Consider the following 18573-nt stretch of genomic DNA (forward strand, 5'->3'; position numbering starts at 1 on the left):
GTTAGAGCGCACTCTAAGTCAAGAGGCGTTGTCACTTTGTCGTGTCGCGGAAATGCCAAGTCTCGCGGCGACATCGGCTCGTTGATTGCGAAAAAACAAACGCTAAAAGCGCGTCGCCCGGGTTCCTCCAGCGCGAGGCGTCTTTAACCCGATCAGGAAGCCTTGAGGCTGGAGGTCGCCTCGTCGCTGTTCGAGGCTTCGCGGCTCTCGATGTTCACCGCATCGGGAGCATTGTCGCGGATCGCCCGCGACAGGGTCTCCGCTTTCCAGGCGCGTACCTTGTCGAGCGCCGCCTCCCGGTGCAGAAGCCGGTAGCGGTCGAGGAAGAGCCGGATCGCCTGCGGATGCGGGAACTCGCCGGGATAGACCGCGACCGCGATCAGGAAAGCCCTGTCTTCGCTGAGGTCGAGGGCGCGCAGCGCCGCAAGCAATGCGCCATAGCCCGACTGCCCGGTCACCGAGCGGGCCGTCGCGAAGTCGATCCCCAGCGCGTCGGCAAGGGCGGTCTGGAAGAAGGCCGCGTTGCCGGTCAGCGCCGTCTCTCGCAGCTTCACATAGGCCGGTTGGCCGAGGAAGGTGTTGTTGACGTCGGCAGCGTCGCCGGTCGGGCGCATCATCGACCGCAGGCGGCGCCGCGCGTTCTCCGCCGCTTCGCCGGAGGCGGGACGGTCGGTGTCCGCCTTGGCCACGGGCTCCGGTTTCGGCGTGAGCTTGGTGACCGTCTCCGGCGGCCGCGTCTTGACCAGCGTCGGTCTTTCCAGCGCGCGGATCAGGTCGGCGATCGTCGGGTTGAGGTCCTTGCGGCGCGCGATGGCGCGCGCGTGCGGCAGCCCGTGCCGGCCGATCAGCGCGATAAGGTCGATGTCGCTCAGCGCGTTGGAGCGGGCGAGCAAAGGGGCGACGATCTCGACCGGCTCCTCGGCCAGCCGCCTGACCAGCGCGGTCGGCGCGTAGTCGCATTCCGAAAGGGCGGCGGCGACATAGCGGCGCGACTCGACCGAGACCTCGTCGAACAGCGGCAGCGTCAGATCCTCGAGCTGGGCGATCTCACGGCGCGAGGGGCGCGTCAGCGAGCAGAAGGCCGACACGGCGGCGCGGAACAGCCTTTCGGCCTTTCGCGCTTCGGTCCGGATAGCGATTTGCCTGAAATCCGAAGATGACACGGAGGATACGCCCGACACTCGACACAATCCCGAGCCGCGCAATCCGGCAGGACCGGTCTCGCGCTTCAGGGAAAACAAACATCAAATTAGCCGCGATCCGTTAGCGCTCCGTTAACCCTCTAGGTTCCTTAATCGACTTTGGAGGCGTTGCGTTGTGCTCCGGTCAAACCGAGAGGAATGCGCGAACCATGGGCATGGTCCTGTCTTTTGTGCCGCGTGCGGCACCTGTAAATCGAGCAAGCCACGACACCACGCCGGCGGCGGTCATCATTTTCCCCGGCGTCCGCTATGAATTGCGTCCCCAGGCCGATGCGGCCCGGCCGGACAGCGGCTCCGACAGGCCAGGTTCTCCGCCACCTGCCAAGCCGCATCACTGATCGGATCGTTTTCTCAATAGTCCTGCAATTCGCAGGCGCTCTGCTCGAGGAAGCGCGACACGATCGGCTTCCAGCTCTCGTCCGGCACGAAGGCGCGGACGACGAAGATGCCTTCCTCGATCGGCGCCTCGACGAAGATAGCGCCCTGCAGATCCTCCGGAAGGTCGCGCCGCACATCGATCATCTGCGCGGGCGTCAGCACCACCGCATCGAGCTTCTCGCCATTGGCGTTGTGGTCGTTGAAGGAATAGATGTTGTGGCCGCTGCGGTCGTAGACCGAGGCCGACCAGAACGGCACGTCGCCCGGCGCCCGGATCCTGACCAGCCCGTCCGAGAGATCGAACCGGCAGGCGGCCGCGTAAAACAGCGGATCGACCGACTTCACCACCGGCGCGCCGCCGGCCTCGGCGTCCAGCCGCGTCATCTTGTAGAGGTCGGATGCCATCGCCAGCCGCGACCAGGCATCGCGTTCGGAAAATTCCGGCACCAGGAACAAGACGACGATATGCACGATGCCGGCGCCGATGAGGCCGAGGATCAGGGCATGCAGCAGCCTACGCATTGCAGCCCGCCTTCAGGATGCGCGGCAGCGTGACGTCCGAGAGGCCGGTGCTCGAGGCGATCGGCGTGTCGTAGAAGGTCAGCACGAAATACATCTTGCCGGAGCCGCCGGTCAGCAGCCAGTTGCCGGGAGCGGGGCGGTTGCCGACGGAAATGACGACCGAATTGTCGGGCTGGCGCAGCACTTCGTAGGATTGCAGCGCCGACTGCCTCGGCTTGCCTGTGTCGATCACGCCAAGCGACTGGTCGGCGGCATAGAGCGTCCAGAAGCGGGCGGTGGGATAACCGCCTTCGATCGTGTAGGTGCATTCGCGTTTCAGCGGCTCGCCGGCATCGTCGCGCTCGGCGACGAAGGCAAGCCCCTCGGCCTGCCCAAGCGCCAGCACGCCCTCGCGTGCCACGCGCGCCTTGGAGTAGGGGTCGGCGTTGAGCGTCCCGACTTCGGGGAAAGCGGTCCATTGGCCGATGCGGATCGCGCCGATGCCGTCCTGCGCATTGAGCGCATACCAGACGCTGTAGCCGCCAAGCCCGATGGCGATGGCAAGCGAAAGCAGCGTCAGGATGGCGTTCTTGAGCATGAGAGCCGCAACAGAGGAGATTGCCCGGGATATCGCGGCGCGGGGTGCCGTGGCAAGCCGGCTTCACGTAAGCGCCACCCTAAAGCGCGTCGCAATCTTTCAGATTCGCTCGATGCGCTTTAGGTTTTGATTTACGCACGTCTTCATCCCGAACCCGGTTCCCACTTTCGGGAGGCATGCTTTTAAAGCGCCGAAAGCGTCTCCGGCAAAGCGGGGGCGTTCAGTACAGGCGCGGCCTGGAAAGCCTTGGTCATGTCCCGCAGCGTCTGGCTGGTGCGGCTGGACAGCACCGGCGGGCGTTCTGCCTCGGCCTGCGCCGCCGCCGCGTCGGCTTCCTTCTTCGCCGCTTCCTCGGCCTTGGCCGCGACCTCCGGGTCGACCCACGGATGATCGAGACCCGGGATCGGCTTCAGGTCGATGTTCTGGTGCGCATAGACCATCAGACGCTGCCAGACCATCGCCGGCAGCGTGCCGCCGGTCATCTTGTTGGTCGGCGTGAAGTCGTCATTGCCGAGCCAGACGGCGGCCGTGTAGTTGCCGGTGAAGCCGACGAACCAGGCGTCGCGATAGGATTGGGTCGTGCCGGTCTTGCCGGCGACGACGATGTTGGGAAGCTGGGCGCGCCGCGCCGTGCCGATCGCCGGCACCGCCGCCAGCATCGTGTTCATGTATTTCAGGGCCTTTTCCGACAGCACGCGGTGCGGCGGCGGCGCATCCTTGGCCCAGTCATAGACCACCTCGCCAGTGCGGGTGACGAGCTGGGTGATGCCGTGGCGGGAGCCAACGAAACCGTTCTGGGCAAAGACGCTGTAGCCGGTCGCCTGGTCCATCACCGTCATGCCGGACGTGCCGAGCACCATGGTCTTGTGCGATTCCAGCGGCGATTCGACGCCCATCGATTCCGCCATCGCCTTGATCGGACCGATGCCCAGATAATCCTTGGCAAGCCGCACCGGTACGGTGTTGATCGACTTGGCGATCGCCGTGAGCAGCGTGACATTGCCGGCCGAGCCGCCATTATAGTTGTGCGGCGACCAGCCGCCCCAACTGATCGCGCCACCCGAAACGACCGAATCCGGCGTGAAGCCGTGTTCCATCGCGGTGGCGTAGACATAGGGCTTGAAGGAGGAGCCGGTCTGGCGCAGCGCCTTGGTGGCGCGGTTGAACTGGCTGGCGCCGTAGTCGCGGCCGCCGACGATGGCGCGCACCGCGCCATTGGTCTCGATCACCACCACCGCGCCTTCGGTGACGTTGTATTCCTTGCCGAATTGCCTCAGATGGAACTCGACCGACTCTTCCGCGGCCTTCTGGATGTTGGCGTCGAAAGTGGTATGGGCGACCAGCGAATGCTGGCCAGGCTTGGCGATCTTCTTCACCTCGTCGAAGGCCCAGTCGAGGAAATAATCCGGGCTCTTCTGCTCGCCGCGGTCGACGACGTCGGCCGGATGCAGCCGCGCCTGCAGCACCTGGCCCTCTGTCATGAAGCCGGCGTCGACAAGATTGGACAGCACCACATTGGCGCGGGCGCGGGCCGCCGGCAGGTTGATATGCGGGGCGTATTTGGTCGGCGCCTTGAACAGGCCGGCCAGCATCGCCGCCTCGGCGAGGCTCAGATCCTTGACGCTCTTGCCGAAATAGAAATCCGCCGCTGCCTCGATGCCGAACGTGCCGCCGCCCATATAGGCGCGGTCGAGATAGAGTTGCAGGATCTCCTTCTTGGAAAGGTTCGCCTCCAGCCACAGCGACAGGAAGGCTTCCTTGATCTTGCGCTCCAAGGTGCGCTCGTTGGACAGGAACAGGTTCTTGGCGAGCTGCTGCGTGATGCTGGAGCCGCCCTGGACCACGGAATTCGCGCGCATATTCTCGAAGAGCGCGCGCGACAGGCCTAGGATGTCGATGCCGTAATGGTCGAAGAAACGCCGGTCCTCGGTCGCCAGCACCGCCTTGATGACGATGTCCGGCATCTCGTCGACCGGCACGGAATCGCGCTGGATGATGCCGCGCTGGCCAATCTCGTTGCCGTAGCGGTCCAGGAAGGTGACGGCGAAGTCGCCCTGGTTGCGCCAGTCGCCGGCGGTGATGTCGAAGGCCGGCATGGCGAGCGCCAGCAGCACCACGAAGCCGCCGGCGCCCATGGTGAAACCTTCGCTCAGCACCTCTATGATGGCGCGGCGCCAGCCATGCACCCGGAAGCGGCGGGAAAAGATGGTCGCCGCTTCCCAGAATTCACGCGCCTTGAAGCCGATCTCATAGAGCGAGGAATCAAGCCACGCGTCGACGGCCAGAGCCGCCGAGGCGATCCGGCCTCTTCTCTTGCGTGGTTTCGAAGGACTTGCCATTCCAGACTTCGGCCCCAATGCGCTTTCGCCCGAAAACAGCATGCGGGCAGTTTCAGGGTGGCGCCCCCGTCAAATTATTCGACCATTTTATCACCGCCCACAAGGGCGGCGAAGCCACAGCCCAAGCTTTGTTGGAAATACGGTGGCCGTTGGCAGCCGATCTCAATCACCGCGACGCGATGAAACGCATGAAATGCGCCACATCCGCCTCTGTCGGCTCCTGGCCGGTGAAGGAGCGCAGATAGGCGGCGAGATGGCTGACGCGCGCCTCTACCGGTTCCTTCAGGTCGAGCACGTAATAGCCGATCTGCATGTAGTACAGGACGCGGGCGCGGATGAAGGCGTCTTCGCTCTCATAGCCATGCCGGCGGTACATGTCGCGTATGGCAAGCAGGCGTTCCTCGTCGGCCTTGTCGATCATGCGCCGCACGTCGTCGGAGCGCCTTGCCCATTCGCGGACGGCGAAATCGAGCCTGGGATCGAACAGGCGCTCGTCGGCCCAGCATTCGAAGACGTTCATCACACCCATGATGATGGTATCTGCCGGCCGGCGGGCACGCTCGACGATCGCCGTGGTGTTGGTCTCGTGCCAATGCTTGAGCAACTGGTCGAGCAGGTCCTGCCGGCTTTCGAAATACCAGTAGAAGCTCGAGCGCGAGACGCCGAGCCTCTGTCCCAGCGTCAGCACGCGCACGCTCTCGATGCCGTCTGAAACCAGCGTCCGCAACGCGAGGTTTATCCAGTCCGCGCGGGTCACCTTGATATTGCCGGGCGCCGGCTCGTCCCGGGGAGCGGTCATGGTCATGACCGAACAAGTGGCACGGCACGGGCCGCAGCGCAAGCTCTGGACAGAAGTGTCTAGACACATATGTCCAGGAGATGTATCGTCAGAGCCTCCAACGAGAGGGAGAGGGCTCGTGAAGTCGCATTACCGGGCAGTGGTCATCGGAGGAGGCGTGGTAGGCGCCTCGGTGCTTTATCACCTCACGCGTTTTGGCTGGAGCGATGTGGCGCTGATCGAGCGCGCCGAGTTGACGGCGGGCTCGACGTGGCACGCGGCGGCCGGCTTCCACGCGCTCAACGCCGATCCCAATGTCGCGGCTCTGCAGGACTACACGATCAAGCTCTATCGCGAGATCGAGGCCGAGTCGGGCCAGAATGCCGGGCTGCACATGACCGGCGGCGTCAACATGGCGAGCGACCCGCAGCGCTGGGAGTGGCTGAAATCGGCCTGGGCGGTGTTCCAGTCGGTCGGCATCGAGACGGCGCGGCTGGTGACGCCCGAGGAAATCAAGGAAATCTGTCCGATCGTCGATGTAAATGGCGTGCTGGGCGGCCTTTACGATTCCAACGAGGGCCATCTCGATCCCTATGGCACCACGCACGCCTATGCCGGCGCCGCGAAGAGGCGCGGCGCGGACGTCATCCTGCGCAACCGCGTCGTCGAGCTGAGGCAACGCGCCGACGGCGGCTGGGACGTCGTCACCGAGAAGGGCACGATCGTCGCCGAGCACGTCGTCAATGCCGGCGGCCTGTGGGCCAAGCAGGTCGGGCTGATGGCCGGCGTCGACCTGCCGGTGACGCCGATGGAGCATCATTATTTCGTCACCGAGGACATTCCGGAAGTCGCCGCCCTCGACAAGGAGCTCGGCCTTGCCGTCGATCTCGACGGCTTCTCCTACCTTCGCCAGGAGCGGAAGGGCGTGCTGCTCGGCGTCTACGAGCAGAACCCGAAACATTGGAACATGGACGGCGCGCCCTGGGACTACGGCATCGAACTGATCCCGGAGGATATCGACCGCATCAGTCCCGAGCTTGCCAAGGCCTATGAGCGCTTTCCCTGCCTGGCGAATGCCGGCATCCGCAAATGGGTCAACGGCGCCTTCACCTTCACGCCCGACGGCAATCCACTGGTCGGCCCGGTGCGTGGCTTGAAGAATTATTGGGTCGCCTGCGGCGTCATGGCCGGCTTCAGCCAGGGCGGCGGCGTCGGCAAGTCGCTGGCCGAATGGATGATTTATGGCGAGCCGGAAGCCGATATCTTCGGCATGGACATCGCCCGCTACGGCGCCTTCGCCGCCAACCGCGAGTATCTCAGGCAGACAACGGGCCAGTTCTATGCCCGCCGCTTCGTCATGACCTTCCCCAACGAGCGCCTGCCGGCGGGCCGGCCGCTGAAGCGTCCCGGCGCCTATGACGGCATGAGCGCCGCCGGAGCCGAATGGACGGCGTCGTGGGGACTGGAGATCCCGGCCTATTTCGCGCCGATGGGCTTCCGCGAGGAGACGACGCTGAAGCGCTCCAATGCCTTCGACATCGTCGGCGACGAGGTGTTGCAGGTGCGCCGCGCCGCCGGCCTCGTCGATACCACGGCCTTCTCGCGCTACGTCGTGTCAGGCCCCGGAGCAGAGGCGTGGCTCGACAGACTGCTCGCCTGCCGGCTGCCGAAGCCCGGCCACGCGAAGCTGGCGCCGATGCTTGGGCCCGACGGCAGGCTGAAGGGCGATCTCACCGTGCTCAACTGGGGCGGCGGCGAATACTGGATGATGGGCTCCTATTATTTGCGCGAATTCCACATGCGCTGGTTCGAGGCGCATCTGGCCGACGGCGTCAAGGTTGCCGACATTTCCGATGCGACATCCGGTTTCCTCGTCACCGGCCCGAATGCGCGAAAGATCCTCGAACGCACCACGCATCAGGATCTCTCCGCCGAGGCGATGCCCTTCATGGCTTGCGGCGTGTTCGACATCGGCATGGTGCGCGCCAGGGTGGCAAGGCTGTCGATCGCCGGCGAACTCGGCTTCGAGATCAACTGCCCGGCCACCCTGCATTCGACCCTGCGCGAGACGCTGCTTGCCGCCGGCGAAGACCTCGGCCTGGCCGAGATCGGCTATTACGCGCTGAACTCGCTGCGGCTGGAAAAGAGTTTCGGCATCTGGTCGCGCGAATTCACGCAAGGCTACACGCCGGGTCAGACTGGGCTCGACCGCTTCATCGCTTTCGGCAAGGGCGATTTTGTCGGCCGCCAGGCGGCGCTGGAAGAGCGCGAGGCGGGTGTTTCGCGGCGCATCGTGACCCTGGAGGTCGACGCTGTCGACGCGGATGCCAGCGGCTTCGAGCCGGTCTGGTCGAATGGCCGGCGCGTCGGCTTCGTCACCTCCGGCGGCTATGGCTATACCCTCGGCAAGAGCGTCGCCCTGGCGTTGCTCGATGACGATTTCGCCGGGGAGGGCACCGAACTTTCCGTACACATTGTCGGGGTCGAACGGCCGGCGCGCGTCATAGCCGCCTCGCCCTACGACGCTGAAGGCAAGGCGATGCGGCAATGAGGAGGAACCGCCATGATTGACGAGGCCGCACGTGATCTCCGGCGCGAGCGCCGGCGGGGACGCACCGGCGAGGCGGGCAGCGAGTCCAGCCGTCATCCGAACTACCGATCGCTGAAGAACCCCTTCCTGCCGCAGCCGATCTTTTCCAACGATCAGGTCGCGGCCATCCACGCCGCCGCGCTGCGCGTGCTGGAGGAGCTCGGCATCAAGGTGCTGCTGCCTGAGGCCCGCGCCATCTACGCCAAGGCCGGCGCTTTGGTCGACGAAGACAGCCAGATGGTCAGGATCGGCCGCGACATGGTCGAGGCTGCACTTGCCTCGGCGCCGCGCTCCATTCCGGCACTTGGCGGCGACCGCTCGCGCGACCTGACGCTCGAGCTCGGCTCGATGGCCTTCCTGGCCGGCTCCGGCGCGCCCAACGTCACCGATCTCGAGCGCGGCCGCCGGCCGGGCACGCTCGCCGCCTTCGAGGAATTCACCAAGCTGATCCAGCATTTCGACGTGCTGCACATGCTTGGCCCCTGCGTCGAGCCGCAGGACATCGACAACCGCTTCCGCCACTATGCCGTCAACCGGGCGCAGCTGACGCTCTCGGACAAGTTCCCTTTCGTCTTCGCGCGCGGCACGCCGCAGGTCGAGGACGGTTTCGAAATGATCCGCCTGGCGCGCGGCCTTTCGCAGGACGAGTTCCGCGCCGGCGCCCATTGCTACACCGTCATCAACACCAACTCGCCGCGTCAGCTGGATATCCCGATGGCGCAAGGCATCATCGACTTCGCCAAGGCTGGCCAGGTCCTGGTCATCACGCCCTTCTGCCTGGCCGGCGCGATGGCGCCGATCACGGTTGCCGGCGCGCTGACCTTGCAGCATGCCGAGGCGCTGGCCGGACTGACGCTGGCTGAGATGGTGCGGCCCGGCGCGCCGGTTGTCTACGGCTCCTTCTCCTCCAATGTCGACATGAAGTCCGGAGCCCCGGCCTTCGGCACGCCGGAACACATCAAGGCGACGCTGGGGGCGGGGCAGCTTGCCCGCTACACCGGCCTGCCTTGGCGCTCCGGCGGCGGCAGCGCCGCCAATGTTTCCGACGCGCAGGCGGCGCATGAGACGCAGTTTGCCCTGTGGGGTTCGGTGCTGGCCGGCGCCACCATGTGCATCCACGCTGCCGGCTGGCTGGAAGGCGGCCTGAGCGTCTCCCTGGAAAAGCTGATCACGGACATCGAGGCGCTGCAGACCATTGCCGAGCTTTGCGCCGCGACGCCGGGCGATACCGATGCCATCGGCTTCGAGGCCATCGCCGAAGTGCAGCCCGGCGGCCATTTCTTTTCGGCGGCGCATACAATGGCCCGCTACCGCACCGCCTTCTACGAGCCGCTGGTCGCCGACTGGTCGAATTTCGGCAACTGGACGCAATCCGGTTCGAAGACGGCGACGGAGCGTGCGACCGGTCTCTGGAAGCGGATTCTCGCTGACTTCCAGCCGCCGGCCTCCGCTGCCGACACCGCGGGCCCGCTCGATGAGTTTATTGCGAAGCGCACCGAGGAGGGCGGCGCGGCGCCGGTTTCCTGATTTGTCGAAAACGTAATAAATTCGAGACCTTCGCCCTTCACGTTATAGTCAAAACGATTCGCGATCTGGCATCGGAGCGCGAGCGCGGCTACGTTGGCCGCGACGCGGAGACAAGTATTGGCGATGGACGGTAGATGACGGCGCCTGGCGATTTGATGCAGGCCTTGTTCCTGAGGCTGAAGACCGATGCATCGCTGTCGGCGCTGCTCGGCGGCGCGGGCCTGCTCGAGCGCGCCGATGCCAAGGCCGCCTATCCGCATGTCACCTACGGCCGCACCAGCGCCTTCGATCTCGAGACAGGCGCCGACAATGACAATGACCAGCTGGTCACCTTGCACATCTGGTCGAAGGCCCAGGGCGAGGCCGAGACGCGCTTGATCATGGACAGCATCAAGGCGCGTCTCGATGGCGCCGCGCTGTCCATTGGCCCGCGCGGCCAGACGCGCCTGTCGCTCGAGTTCGCCGAGGCGCGTTATGACGAGGACCTTGCGGTCCATCACGGATTGCTGCGCTTCCGCGCCTTGACGCAGGAGACCGCCTGAGACGCTAGAGCATGAAGCCGAAAAGTGGGAACCGGTTTTCGGAAAAAGATCATGCTCCAACAAAGAGTTAGATCGTGAGGGCGATTCAACGAAACACCATCACGATCTAACGGCCTCACAGCTGCGCCTGGATCGCGGCCTTGTCGATGACCGACCATACTTCCCTTATGCGGCTGTCATGGAACTCGTAGAAGACATTCTCGGCGAAGGAAACGCGGTTGCCGTGGATCGGCAGGCCGAACAGCACGCCCTTGGGATGGCAGTCGAAATGCAGGCGCGCCGCCACGCGCGGCGGCTCGGAGATCAGAAGCTCGATGTTGAAGCGCAGGTCGGGGATGGCCTCGAAATCGCCTTCCAGCATGCGGCGATAGCCAGAAAGCCCGATCGTCTCGCCGTTATACTGCACCTCCTCGCCGACGAAACGGCCGAGATTGTCCCAATCCTGGTCGTTCAGGCAGGCGATGTAGCCCCGGTAGAGATCGGCAATATCGTCACGCGTCATCGTATCCTCCCATGGCCGTCCGGCGTTCTACACCAGTTAGCGCAGGGCGAGGTAAAGGCAGGCCAAAAAGCGTAGCGGATCGACTGTTTTTCCGGCTATGAATTCGAAGCCGGGTTTGAGGGAGCCTCGGCATCGGCACGCAGGGGGATGGCGGGCATGAATTTTCGATTGTTCACCGTTCATTTCACGTTCAGCCCATATGCGTTAGAACCGTGATCATGAAAAATCTTGGCTCTCACCTCCGCAAAGCAGTGCTGGCGCTTGCCGCGGCCGGCCTCTTTGCGTCGCAGACGACGGCAATGCCGGTCATCGACCCGTCGGTCGACCAGCCGGTCGTGCTTGCCGCCGGCGATTGCTACGCCATCGGCCAGCAGGTTGCCGCGCAGAACGGCGGCACGCTGGCCAAGGCCTCGCAGGCGACGCGCGGCGGCCAGCAGGTCTGCGTCATCGTCGTGCTCGTCCCCGGTAAGGATGGACAGCGTCCGCGCCGCTCGGAAATCGTCGTCCCCATGGGCTGACCCCTATCGTTTCCCTGGCCGGCGGAATCGGCCTATACGTCTACCAGCAACAGGCTTCAACCCATGCGCGTGCTCGTCGTCGAGGATGACAAGGATCTCAACCGGCAATTGGCCGATGCGCTGGTCGATGCCGGCTATGTGGTCGACCGCGCCTATGACGGCGAGGAGGGGCATTTCCTCGGCGACACCGAGCCTTACGATGCCGTGGTCCTCGATATCGGCCTGCCGCAGATGGATGGCATCAGCGTCGTCGAGCGTTGGCGCCGCGGCGGCCGCAAGATGCCGGTGCTGATCCTCACCGCGCGCGACCGCTGGAGCGACAAGGTCGCCGGTATCGACGCCGGCGCCGACGACTATGTGACAAAGCCCTTCCATATCGAGGAGGTGCTGGCCCGGGTGCGGGCGCTGATCCGCCGCGCGGCTGGCCATGCTTCGTCGGAGCTCACCTGCGGACCGCTGCGTCTGGACACCAAGGCGTCCAAGGCCGATGTGGACGGCGTGCCACTGAAGCTCACCTCGCACGAATTCCGGCTTCTCGCCTATCTCATGCATCATATGGGCGAGGTGGTGTCGCGCACCGAGCTGGTCGAGCACCTCTACGACCAGGATTTCGACCGCGATTCCAACACCATCGAGGTGTTTGTCGGTAGGCTTCGCAAGAAGATGGGCATCGACATGATCGAAACCGTGCGTGGCATGGGCTATCGCATGCGTGAGCCGGAGGCGTGACGCGGAACCGCTGAAGCCAACGATGGGAGCGTGGCTTTCCAGGCTGCGGCTCTGGCCGCGCTCGCTGACCTTTCGCGTCATCGCCTTTTCGACCATCTGGGCGATCCTGACGCTGGTCGTCATCTTCACCCTTATCACCACGCTTTACCGCCAGGCCAGCGAGCGCGGCTTCGACAGCCTGCTTTCGGCGCATCTGTTCAACCTGATCGGCTCCGTCGGCATTTCCGACAACGGCGCGCTGACCGGTTCGCCCGACCTTGGCGACCTGCGCTTTTCCGAACCGAATTCCGGCTGGTACTGGTCGGTGGAGCCCGCCTCCGAAGGCGTGCATGGCGAGATCCACTCCTCCTCGATGACGACCTCTCTCCTGTCGCCGAGCGTCGCGGAAGTGCCGTTCAACGCGAACTTCCAGCGCAGCTACTCGATGGAAGGCATCAAGGGCGAGCAGCTCGAAGTGTTCGAGAGCGAGTTTGTCCTCGACGCCAAGAACCGCGCCGCGCGTTTCCGCGTCATGGGTAACCACAGCGAATTGGAGCAGGAGATCGCCAGCTTCCAGCGTCGCCTGCTCACCTATCTGTCGCTGTTCGGCGTCGGCATGATCGCCATAAACGCCATCGCCATCTTGTTGGGTCTCCAGCCTTTGCGCCGGGTCCGCAACGCGCTGGCCATGGTGCGCGAAGGCACCGCGCAGCGGCTCGACGGCAGCTTCCCGGCCGAGATCGAGCCGCTGGCCAACGAGACCAACGCGCTGATCGAGAACAACCGGCGCATCGTCGAGCGCTCGCGCACGCAGGTCGGCAACCTTGCCCATTCGCTGAAGACGCCTTTGGCCGTGCTGATCAACGAGGGCCGCGCGCTCGGCGGCGCCAAGGGCCAGCTGATCGCCGAGCAGGCTGCCTCGATGCAGATGCAGGTCGATCATTATCTGCAGCGCGCGCGCGTCGCCGCGCAGCGCGACAGCGTCGTCTTCCGCACCCCGGTTTCACCGCTGGTCGAGCGCATGGTGCGCGTGCTGCGCAAGCTCAACCCGCAAACGCGGCTGACGCTTTCGCTGCCGTCGGCCGAGATCGTCTTTGCCGGCGAGCGCGAGGATCTCGAGGAACTGCTCGGCAATCTGCTCGACAACGCGATGAAATGGGCAAAGAGCGCCGTTGCCGTGACGATCGCCACTATTTCGGGAAGCGGCAACCTGTTTGAAATCGTTATAGAGGATGACGGTCCGGGCATTCCCGAGGACAGCGCGCGAGAGGTGTTGAAGCGTGGCAAGAGACTGGACGAGACGAAGCCGGGAACGGGGCTTGGCCTTGCCATTGTCGCCGACCTCGTCAACGAGTATGGAGGCTCGCTGGCGCTGGAACGGTCCAGCATGGGCGGCTTGAGGGTGGTGGTGAGATTGCGGAGCCTTCAGTGATGTTTCCTATCGATTTTCGTGCGGCCGCCAACGGCCAAATTTCCGACAAATATCAACACTATGGCGATGAAAACCTCCTGATGGCGCGCCCCCTGCCCATCCAGTTCCGTCCCGCTGAAGAGAACCGGTTGCCGGCATGAAGATTCGCGTCGCGCTCGTTTCCGCCCTGCTCGCCGTTTCCGGCTGCACGACGCTGGGCAGCGGTGGTCCGACCTCTCCTGTCACACCTGCTTCCACGCCGCCGGCCGGGGGCAAGGTATCGACCAGCATCGTTTCGGCCATGAATGGTGGGCTTATCGGCGGATCGATCGGCTCGGGTCTCAGCGATGCCGAAAAGCGCAAGGGGCTGGAGGCGGAGTACAAGGCGCTGGAATACAACACCAGCGGCCAGAAAGTGACGTGGAAGAGCGACAACTCCTCGCATTATGGCGAGGTGACCGCTGCCCAGCCCTACCGTGTCGGCTCGCAGGACTGCCGCCAGTACATCCACACTGTCTATACCAGCGGCGCGGGCGTCACCGCGCGTGGCACCGCCTGCCGCAACGCCGACGGCAGCTGGACGCCGCTGACATAGCCGACTGGAAGACAAGCCGGGCCTGCCTAATTATCTGCTCGGCTTGACTTCGATCAAGGCCAGGCGGTGCCCGCCGTCAAAGCGTCGCATGATGGTCGTGTTGGCAGGGCAGGGCTCTGCCGTTATTGGAATAGGCATGCTGTTCTGGGTCATAGCCGCAATCCTCACGCTGGGCGCCAGCCTTGCAGTGCTGTTGCCGCTTACTGGCGGCATGAAGAGCGTGTCGCCGGACGGCGATCACGATCTCGAAGTCTATCGCGACCAGCTTTCCGAGCTCGACCGCGACATGGCGCGAGGCCTGATCCAGCCCGGTGAGGCCGAGGAGGCGCGTGCCGAGATCGGCCGCCGCATCCTGCGTCTCGGCGCGGCTGCGCAATCCGGCGCGGCAACGCCCAAGCCCTCGCGCAGCGCCAGATGGGTCGCCAGCGTGGCCGTGCTAGCAGTTCCCCTGCTGAGCTGGGGGCTTTACGGCATGCTTGGCTCTCCCGATCTGCCGTCGCAGCCGCTCGCCGAACGTCTGGCCAAGAACCCGGCCGATTCCTCGGTCGACGAACTGGTCGCCCGCGCTGAAGCCCATCTCGCCGCCAATCCGTCGGACGGCAAGGGCTGGGACGTGCTGGCGCCGATCTATCTTCGGCTGCAGCGCTTTGCTGACGCGGTGACCGCCTACCGCAATGCCATCCGCCTCGACGGCGACAGCGCCGTGCGCCAGTCGGGTCTGGGCGAGGCGATCGCCAGCGCTGCAGGCGGCATCGTTTCGGCCGACGCTCAAAAAGCCTTCGAGGCGGCCCTGAAGCTCGATCCGGCCAATGCCAAGGCGAATTTCTACTTGGGCGTCGGCCTCGCCCAGGAAGGCAAGAAGGCCGAGGCCGTTGCCGCCTGGCAGAAGATGCTCGGCCAGCTCGCGCCGGATTCGCCTTGGCGCAGCGCCGTCCAGCAGGCGCTTGCCGAGGCGGGAGGCCCCGCAGTCGCCGATGCCGCGCCGGCCAATGGCCCGGACGCGCAGCAGGTGGAAGCCGCGCAGCAGATGTCGCCGCAGGACCGGCAGGCGATGATCGAGACCATGGTGGCCGGGTTGGACGACAAATTGAAGCAGAATCCCCGCGATGAGGAAGGATGGATGCGGCTCATCCGTTCCTATGTCGTGCTTGGCAAGGCCGACCAGGCGCGCGACGCGCTCGGCCGCGCCGTCGCCGCCTTCGGTGCGGACAGCGCGCAGGCCAAGAAATTCAGCGCCTTCGCCGCCTCCCTCGGCGTGACGGCGACGGAGTAAGGCAATGACGCGCAAGCAGAAGCGGTTGTCGGTGATCCTGGCGGGGCTGGCGTTCCTCGGGGCCGCTGCCGGGCTCACCTTCTATGCGCTGGGACAGAAGGCTTCCTATTTCTACATGCCGGCGGAACTGGCAACGGCAAGCGTCCAGCCCGGGCAGCGCATCCGCCTTGGCGGCCTCGTGGAGAGCGGCACTGTCATGCGCGGCAATGGCGCAACCGTGGCCTTCTCGGTTACCGACACGCAGAAATCCGTCAAGGTGACCTACACCGGCATCCTGCCCGATCTCTTCCGTGAGGGGCAGGGCGTCATAACCGAGGGCGCTTTCGGGCCGGACGGGGTTTTCGTCGCCGACAGCGTGTTGGCCAAGCATGACGAGCGGTATATGCCGAAAGAGGTCGCCGACGGCCTGAAGGCCAAGGGCGTCTGGGTGGAAAGCAAGAGCCAGTAATGGTTGAGACCGGACATTTCGCGCTCGTCCTCGCCTTCGCGCTGTCGCTGGTGCAGATGCTGGTGCCGCTGGTCGGCGCCCGCACCGGCAACCAGCGGCTGATGGCGGTCGGCGGTCCAGTCACGGTCACCGGCTTCGTGTTGACCGCGTTGTCCTTTACCGCCCTCGCAAGCGCCTATGCCGGCTCGGACTTCTCGGTAGCGAGCGTGTGGGAGAACTCCCACTCCCTGCAGCCGATGATCTACAAGATCACCGGCACCTGGGGAAACCACGAAGGCTCGATGCTGCTGTGGGTGCTGATCCTCACTTTCTTCGGCGCGCTCGTCGCCGTCTTCGGCAACAATCTGCCGGCAAGCCTGAAGGCCAATGTGCTGGCCGTGCAGGGCATGATCGGCGCCGCCTTCTTCCTGTTCATCCTGGCGACCTCCAATCCGTTTATCCGTCTCAATCCCGCACCGATCGAAGGCCGCGACTTGAACCCGATCCTGCAGGACCTCGGCCTCGCCATCCATCCGCCGCTGCTCTATCTCGGCTATGTCGGCTTCTCGATCTGCTTCTCCTTCTCGGTCGCGGCGCTGATCGAGGGGCGCATCGACGCCTCATGGGCGCGCTGGGTACGGCCCTGGACGCTCGTCGCCTGGATGTTCCTCACCGGCGGCATCGCCATGGGTTCCTATTGGGCGTATTACGAGCTCGGCTGGGGCGGCTTCTGGTTCTGGGATCCGGTCGAAAACGCCTCCTTCATGCCGTGGCTCGCCGGCACCGCGCTGCTCCATTCGGCGATCGTCATGGAGAAGCGCTCGGCGCTGAAGATATGGACGCTGCTCTTGGCAATCCTAACCTTCTCGCTGTCGCTGCTCGGCACCTTCCTGGTGCGTTCCGGCGTGCTCACCTCCGTGCACGCCTTCGCGACCGATCCGGCGCGAGGCGTCTTCATCCTGTGCATCCTGACCTTGTTCATCGGCGGCTCGCTGGCGCTGTTTGCGCTGCGCGCCTCGCAACTGACGGCAGGCGGCCTGTTCCACCCGATCTCGCGCGAAGGCGCGCTGGTGCTGAACAACCTCTTCCTCACCACCGCCACTGCGACCGTGCTGGTCGGCACGCTCTACCCGCTGGCACTGGAGGCGCTGACCGGCGGCAAGATCTCGGTCGGTGCTCCCTTCTTCGACCTCACCTTCGGTCCGCTGATGCTGCCGCTCTTGGCGATCGTGCCGTTCGGCCCGCTGCTCGCCTGGAAGCGCGGAGACGTCATTGCCGCCTCGCAGCGGCTGATGGCGGCCTTTGCGCTCGCGACCGCCGCGATGCTGGTCACCGGCCTGTTCATCGATGGCGCTTCGGTCTTTGCAGCACTCGGCGTCGGCCTTGCTGTCTGGCTCGTCGCCGGCGCGCTGACCGACCTTGCCGTCAAATCCGGTTTCGGCTCCGTGGCGCCGGCCGTGATGCTCCGCCGCCTCGCCGGTCTGCCGCGCTCGGTCTTCGGCACGGCGCTTGCCCATCTCGGCCTCGGGCTGACCTTGCTCGGCATCGTCGCCACGCTCTGCTTCGGCACCGAGAAAATCCTCACCATGCGTCCCGGCGAAACCGTGGAGCTCTCCGGCCACACGCTGCGCTTCGAGGGACTCACCCCACAGAAGGGTCCCAACTTCACCGAGGATCGTGGCCGCTTCCTGCTGATGTCAGACGGCAACGCCGATGGCGAGATAACCTCTGCGAAGCGCTTCTATCCGGTGCGCCAGACTGTGACGACGGAGTCCGGCATCAGGACGTTGGGCTTGAGTCAGCTCTATCTGTCGCTTGGCGACGAGAACAATGACGGTTCCGTCGTCGTGCGGCTGTGGTGGAAGCCGCTGGTGACGCTGATCTGGGGCGGCGGGCTGGTGATGATGGCGGGCGCGGCGATGTCGCTGCTCGACCGCCGCCTGCGCGTCGGCGCGCCGGCAAGGCGGCGCAAGCCGGCCGCCGTCGTGGCCAGCCCGACATGAAAACGAGATTTTCGCTCGCCTCGCTGGCACTGCTGCTGGCGCTGTTCTTCGCCGGCACGGCACAGGCGGTGAAGCCGGATGAAGTGCTGCAGGACCCGGCGCTGGAGGCGAGGGCGCGGGCGCTCTCGGAAGGCCTTCGCTGTATGGTCTGCCAGAACCAGTCGATCGACGAATCCGACGCTGATCTGGCCCGCGACCTGCGCGTCCTCGTGCGCCAGCGCCTCGTCGCCGGCGACAGCGACCAGCAGGTGATGGACTATATCGTCTCGCGCTATGGCGAGTTCGTGCTCTTGAAGCCGCGCTTCAGCCTGCGCAACGCGCTTCTGTGGGGCACGCCGGTGCTTCTGCTTCTGGCCGGCGGCCTGTTCATCGTGCTCAGCGCCCGCTCGCGCCGACCGGCACCGACCACGCTTTCGGCCGACGAGCAGGCGGCGCTCGACAAGATGCTGCGCGATTAACGCAGGTTGGCTGAGACCTGTGCGCCGTCGTTATCCACGGGCGGAGCAAGCAGCGAAGCGACGCGCGCAGACCCGAGGATTCATTCCGTGACCTGGCCGAGGGATGCAGCGGAGCAGAATTCCGCACGGCAGCAACGCCTTGGCGTAACGGAATGGATTCCAGGGTCTCCGCGACGGAGCTTCGCTCCTGCTTCGCCCTGGAATGACGAACTCCATCAACATT

The 18573-nt window shown here is 65.0% G+C and carries 18 protein-coding genes; 12 read left to right on the top strand and 6 right to left on the bottom strand.

All coding sequences use genetic code 11. The features are described from left to right. Positions 1 to 152: 152 nt before the first annotated feature. The 5 genes from MJ8_RS10480 to MJ8_RS10500 all read right to left on the bottom strand — a co-directional run bounded on the left by MJ8_RS10480 (position 153) and on the right by MJ8_RS10500 (position 5823). A complete protein-coding gene (locus MJ8_RS10480) occupies positions 153 to 1163 on the bottom strand; it encodes a hypothetical protein (protein ID WP_201414300.1) in 1011 nt (336 codons plus the stop codon). Between the two features lie 390 nt (positions 1164 to 1553). After that, complete coding sequence (locus MJ8_RS10485; protein ID WP_201414301.1) at positions 1554 to 2102, bottom strand: DUF1254 domain-containing protein; 549 nt, start codon at positions 2100 to 2102, stop codon at positions 1554 to 1556. Continuing rightward, on the bottom strand, positions 2095 to 2679 hold the full coding sequence (locus MJ8_RS10490) for a DUF1214 domain-containing protein (RefSeq protein ID WP_201414302.1): 585 nt from the start codon (positions 2677 to 2679) through the stop codon (positions 2095 to 2097). Before MJ8_RS10490 ends, MJ8_RS10485 begins: the two co-directional genes overlap by 8 nt. A gap of 182 nt (positions 2680 to 2861) precedes the next feature. Next, a complete protein-coding gene (locus tag MJ8_RS10495) occupies positions 2862 to 5018 on the bottom strand; it encodes a transglycosylase domain-containing protein (protein ID WP_201414303.1) in 2157 nt (718 codons plus the stop codon). A 166-nt stretch (positions 5019 to 5184) separates the two neighbouring features. After that, positions 5185 to 5823 (bottom strand): TetR/AcrR family transcriptional regulator, encoded by a 639-nt coding sequence (locus tag MJ8_RS10500; RefSeq protein ID WP_201414304.1) that lies wholly within the window; start codon positions 5821 to 5823, stop codon positions 5185 to 5187. Between the two features lie 112 nt (positions 5824 to 5935). On the opposite strand from MJ8_RS10500, the gene MJ8_RS10505 reads away from it, so the two are divergent. The 3 genes from MJ8_RS10505 (at position 5936) to MJ8_RS10515 (ending at position 10455) form a co-directional block, all read left to right on the top strand. Then, a complete protein-coding gene (locus tag MJ8_RS10505) occupies positions 5936 to 8347 on the top strand; it encodes a GcvT family protein (RefSeq protein ID WP_201414305.1) in 2412 nt (803 codons plus the stop codon). A 12-nt stretch (positions 8348 to 8359) separates the two neighbouring features. Beyond that, positions 8360 to 9913, top strand: a complete 1554-nt coding sequence (locus MJ8_RS10510; protein ID WP_201414306.1) for a trimethylamine methyltransferase family protein — start codon at positions 8360 to 8362, stop codon at positions 9911 to 9913. 134 nt (positions 9914 to 10047) lie between these two features. Next, positions 10048 to 10455 (top strand): DUF3168 domain-containing protein, encoded by a 408-nt coding sequence (locus MJ8_RS10515; protein ID WP_201414307.1) that lies wholly within the window; start codon positions 10048 to 10050, stop codon positions 10453 to 10455. Positions 10456 to 10570: 115 nt separating this feature from the next. On the opposite strand, the gene MJ8_RS10520 is transcribed toward MJ8_RS10515, so the two are convergent. Beyond that, positions 10571 to 10957, bottom strand: coding sequence for an ester cyclase (locus MJ8_RS10520; protein ID WP_201414308.1), 387 nt, complete (start codon positions 10955 to 10957; stop codon positions 10571 to 10573). Positions 10958 to 11175: 218 nt separating this feature from the next. Here MJ8_RS10520 and MJ8_RS10525 point away from each other — a divergent pair, with 218 nt between their 5' ends. From MJ8_RS10525 to MJ8_RS10565, 9 genes are all read left to right on the top strand, one after another. After that, positions 11176 to 11475, top strand: a complete 300-nt coding sequence (locus MJ8_RS10525) for a hypothetical protein (protein WP_140807903.1) — start codon at positions 11176 to 11178, stop codon at positions 11473 to 11475. A 63-nt stretch (positions 11476 to 11538) separates the two neighbouring features. Beyond that, positions 11539 to 12204, top strand: a complete 666-nt coding sequence (locus MJ8_RS10530; protein WP_201414309.1) for a response regulator transcription factor — start codon at positions 11539 to 11541, stop codon at positions 12202 to 12204. Between the two features lie 22 nt (positions 12205 to 12226). Beyond that, the gene (locus MJ8_RS10535; RefSeq protein ID WP_201414310.1) at positions 12227 to 13615 is read left to right on the top strand and encodes an ATP-binding protein; all 1389 of its coding nucleotides are present in this window, start codon (positions 12227 to 12229) and stop codon (positions 13613 to 13615) included. After that, the gene (locus MJ8_RS10540) at positions 13615 to 13755 is read left to right on the top strand and encodes a hypothetical protein (protein ID WP_201414311.1); all 141 of its coding nucleotides are present in this window, start codon (positions 13615 to 13617) and stop codon (positions 13753 to 13755) included. The genes MJ8_RS10535 and MJ8_RS10540 overlap by 1 nt, the downstream gene beginning before the upstream one ends. Next, entirely contained in the window at positions 13752 to 14189 is a 438-nt protein-coding gene (locus MJ8_RS10545; protein ID WP_201414312.1) for a hypothetical protein, read from the top strand. Before MJ8_RS10540 ends, MJ8_RS10545 begins: the two co-directional genes overlap by 4 nt. Positions 14190 to 14325: 136 nt before the next feature. Further along, complete coding sequence (gene ccmI, locus MJ8_RS10550) at positions 14326 to 15462, top strand: c-type cytochrome biogenesis protein CcmI (RefSeq protein WP_201414313.1); 1137 nt, start codon at positions 14326 to 14328, stop codon at positions 15460 to 15462. Between the two features lie 4 nt (positions 15463 to 15466). Beyond that, complete coding sequence (ccmE, locus tag MJ8_RS10555; protein WP_201414314.1) at positions 15467 to 15910, top strand: cytochrome c maturation protein CcmE; 444 nt, start codon at positions 15467 to 15469, stop codon at positions 15908 to 15910. After that, a complete protein-coding gene (locus MJ8_RS10560; RefSeq protein ID WP_201414315.1) occupies positions 15910 to 17892 on the top strand; it encodes a heme lyase CcmF/NrfE family subunit in 1983 nt (660 codons plus the stop codon). The genes ccmE and MJ8_RS10560 overlap by 1 nt, the downstream gene beginning before the upstream one ends. Continuing rightward, on the top strand, positions 17889 to 18350 hold the full coding sequence (locus tag MJ8_RS10565) for a cytochrome c-type biogenesis protein (protein ID WP_201414316.1): 462 nt from the start codon (positions 17889 to 17891) through the stop codon (positions 18348 to 18350). The genes MJ8_RS10560 and MJ8_RS10565 overlap by 4 nt, the downstream gene beginning before the upstream one ends. The last annotated feature ends 223 nt before the right edge of the window (positions 18351 to 18573 follow it).

Source organism: Mesorhizobium sp. J8, assembly GCF_016591715.1.
Taxonomy (GTDB): Bacteria; Pseudomonadota; Alphaproteobacteria; order Rhizobiales; family Rhizobiaceae; genus Mesorhizobium.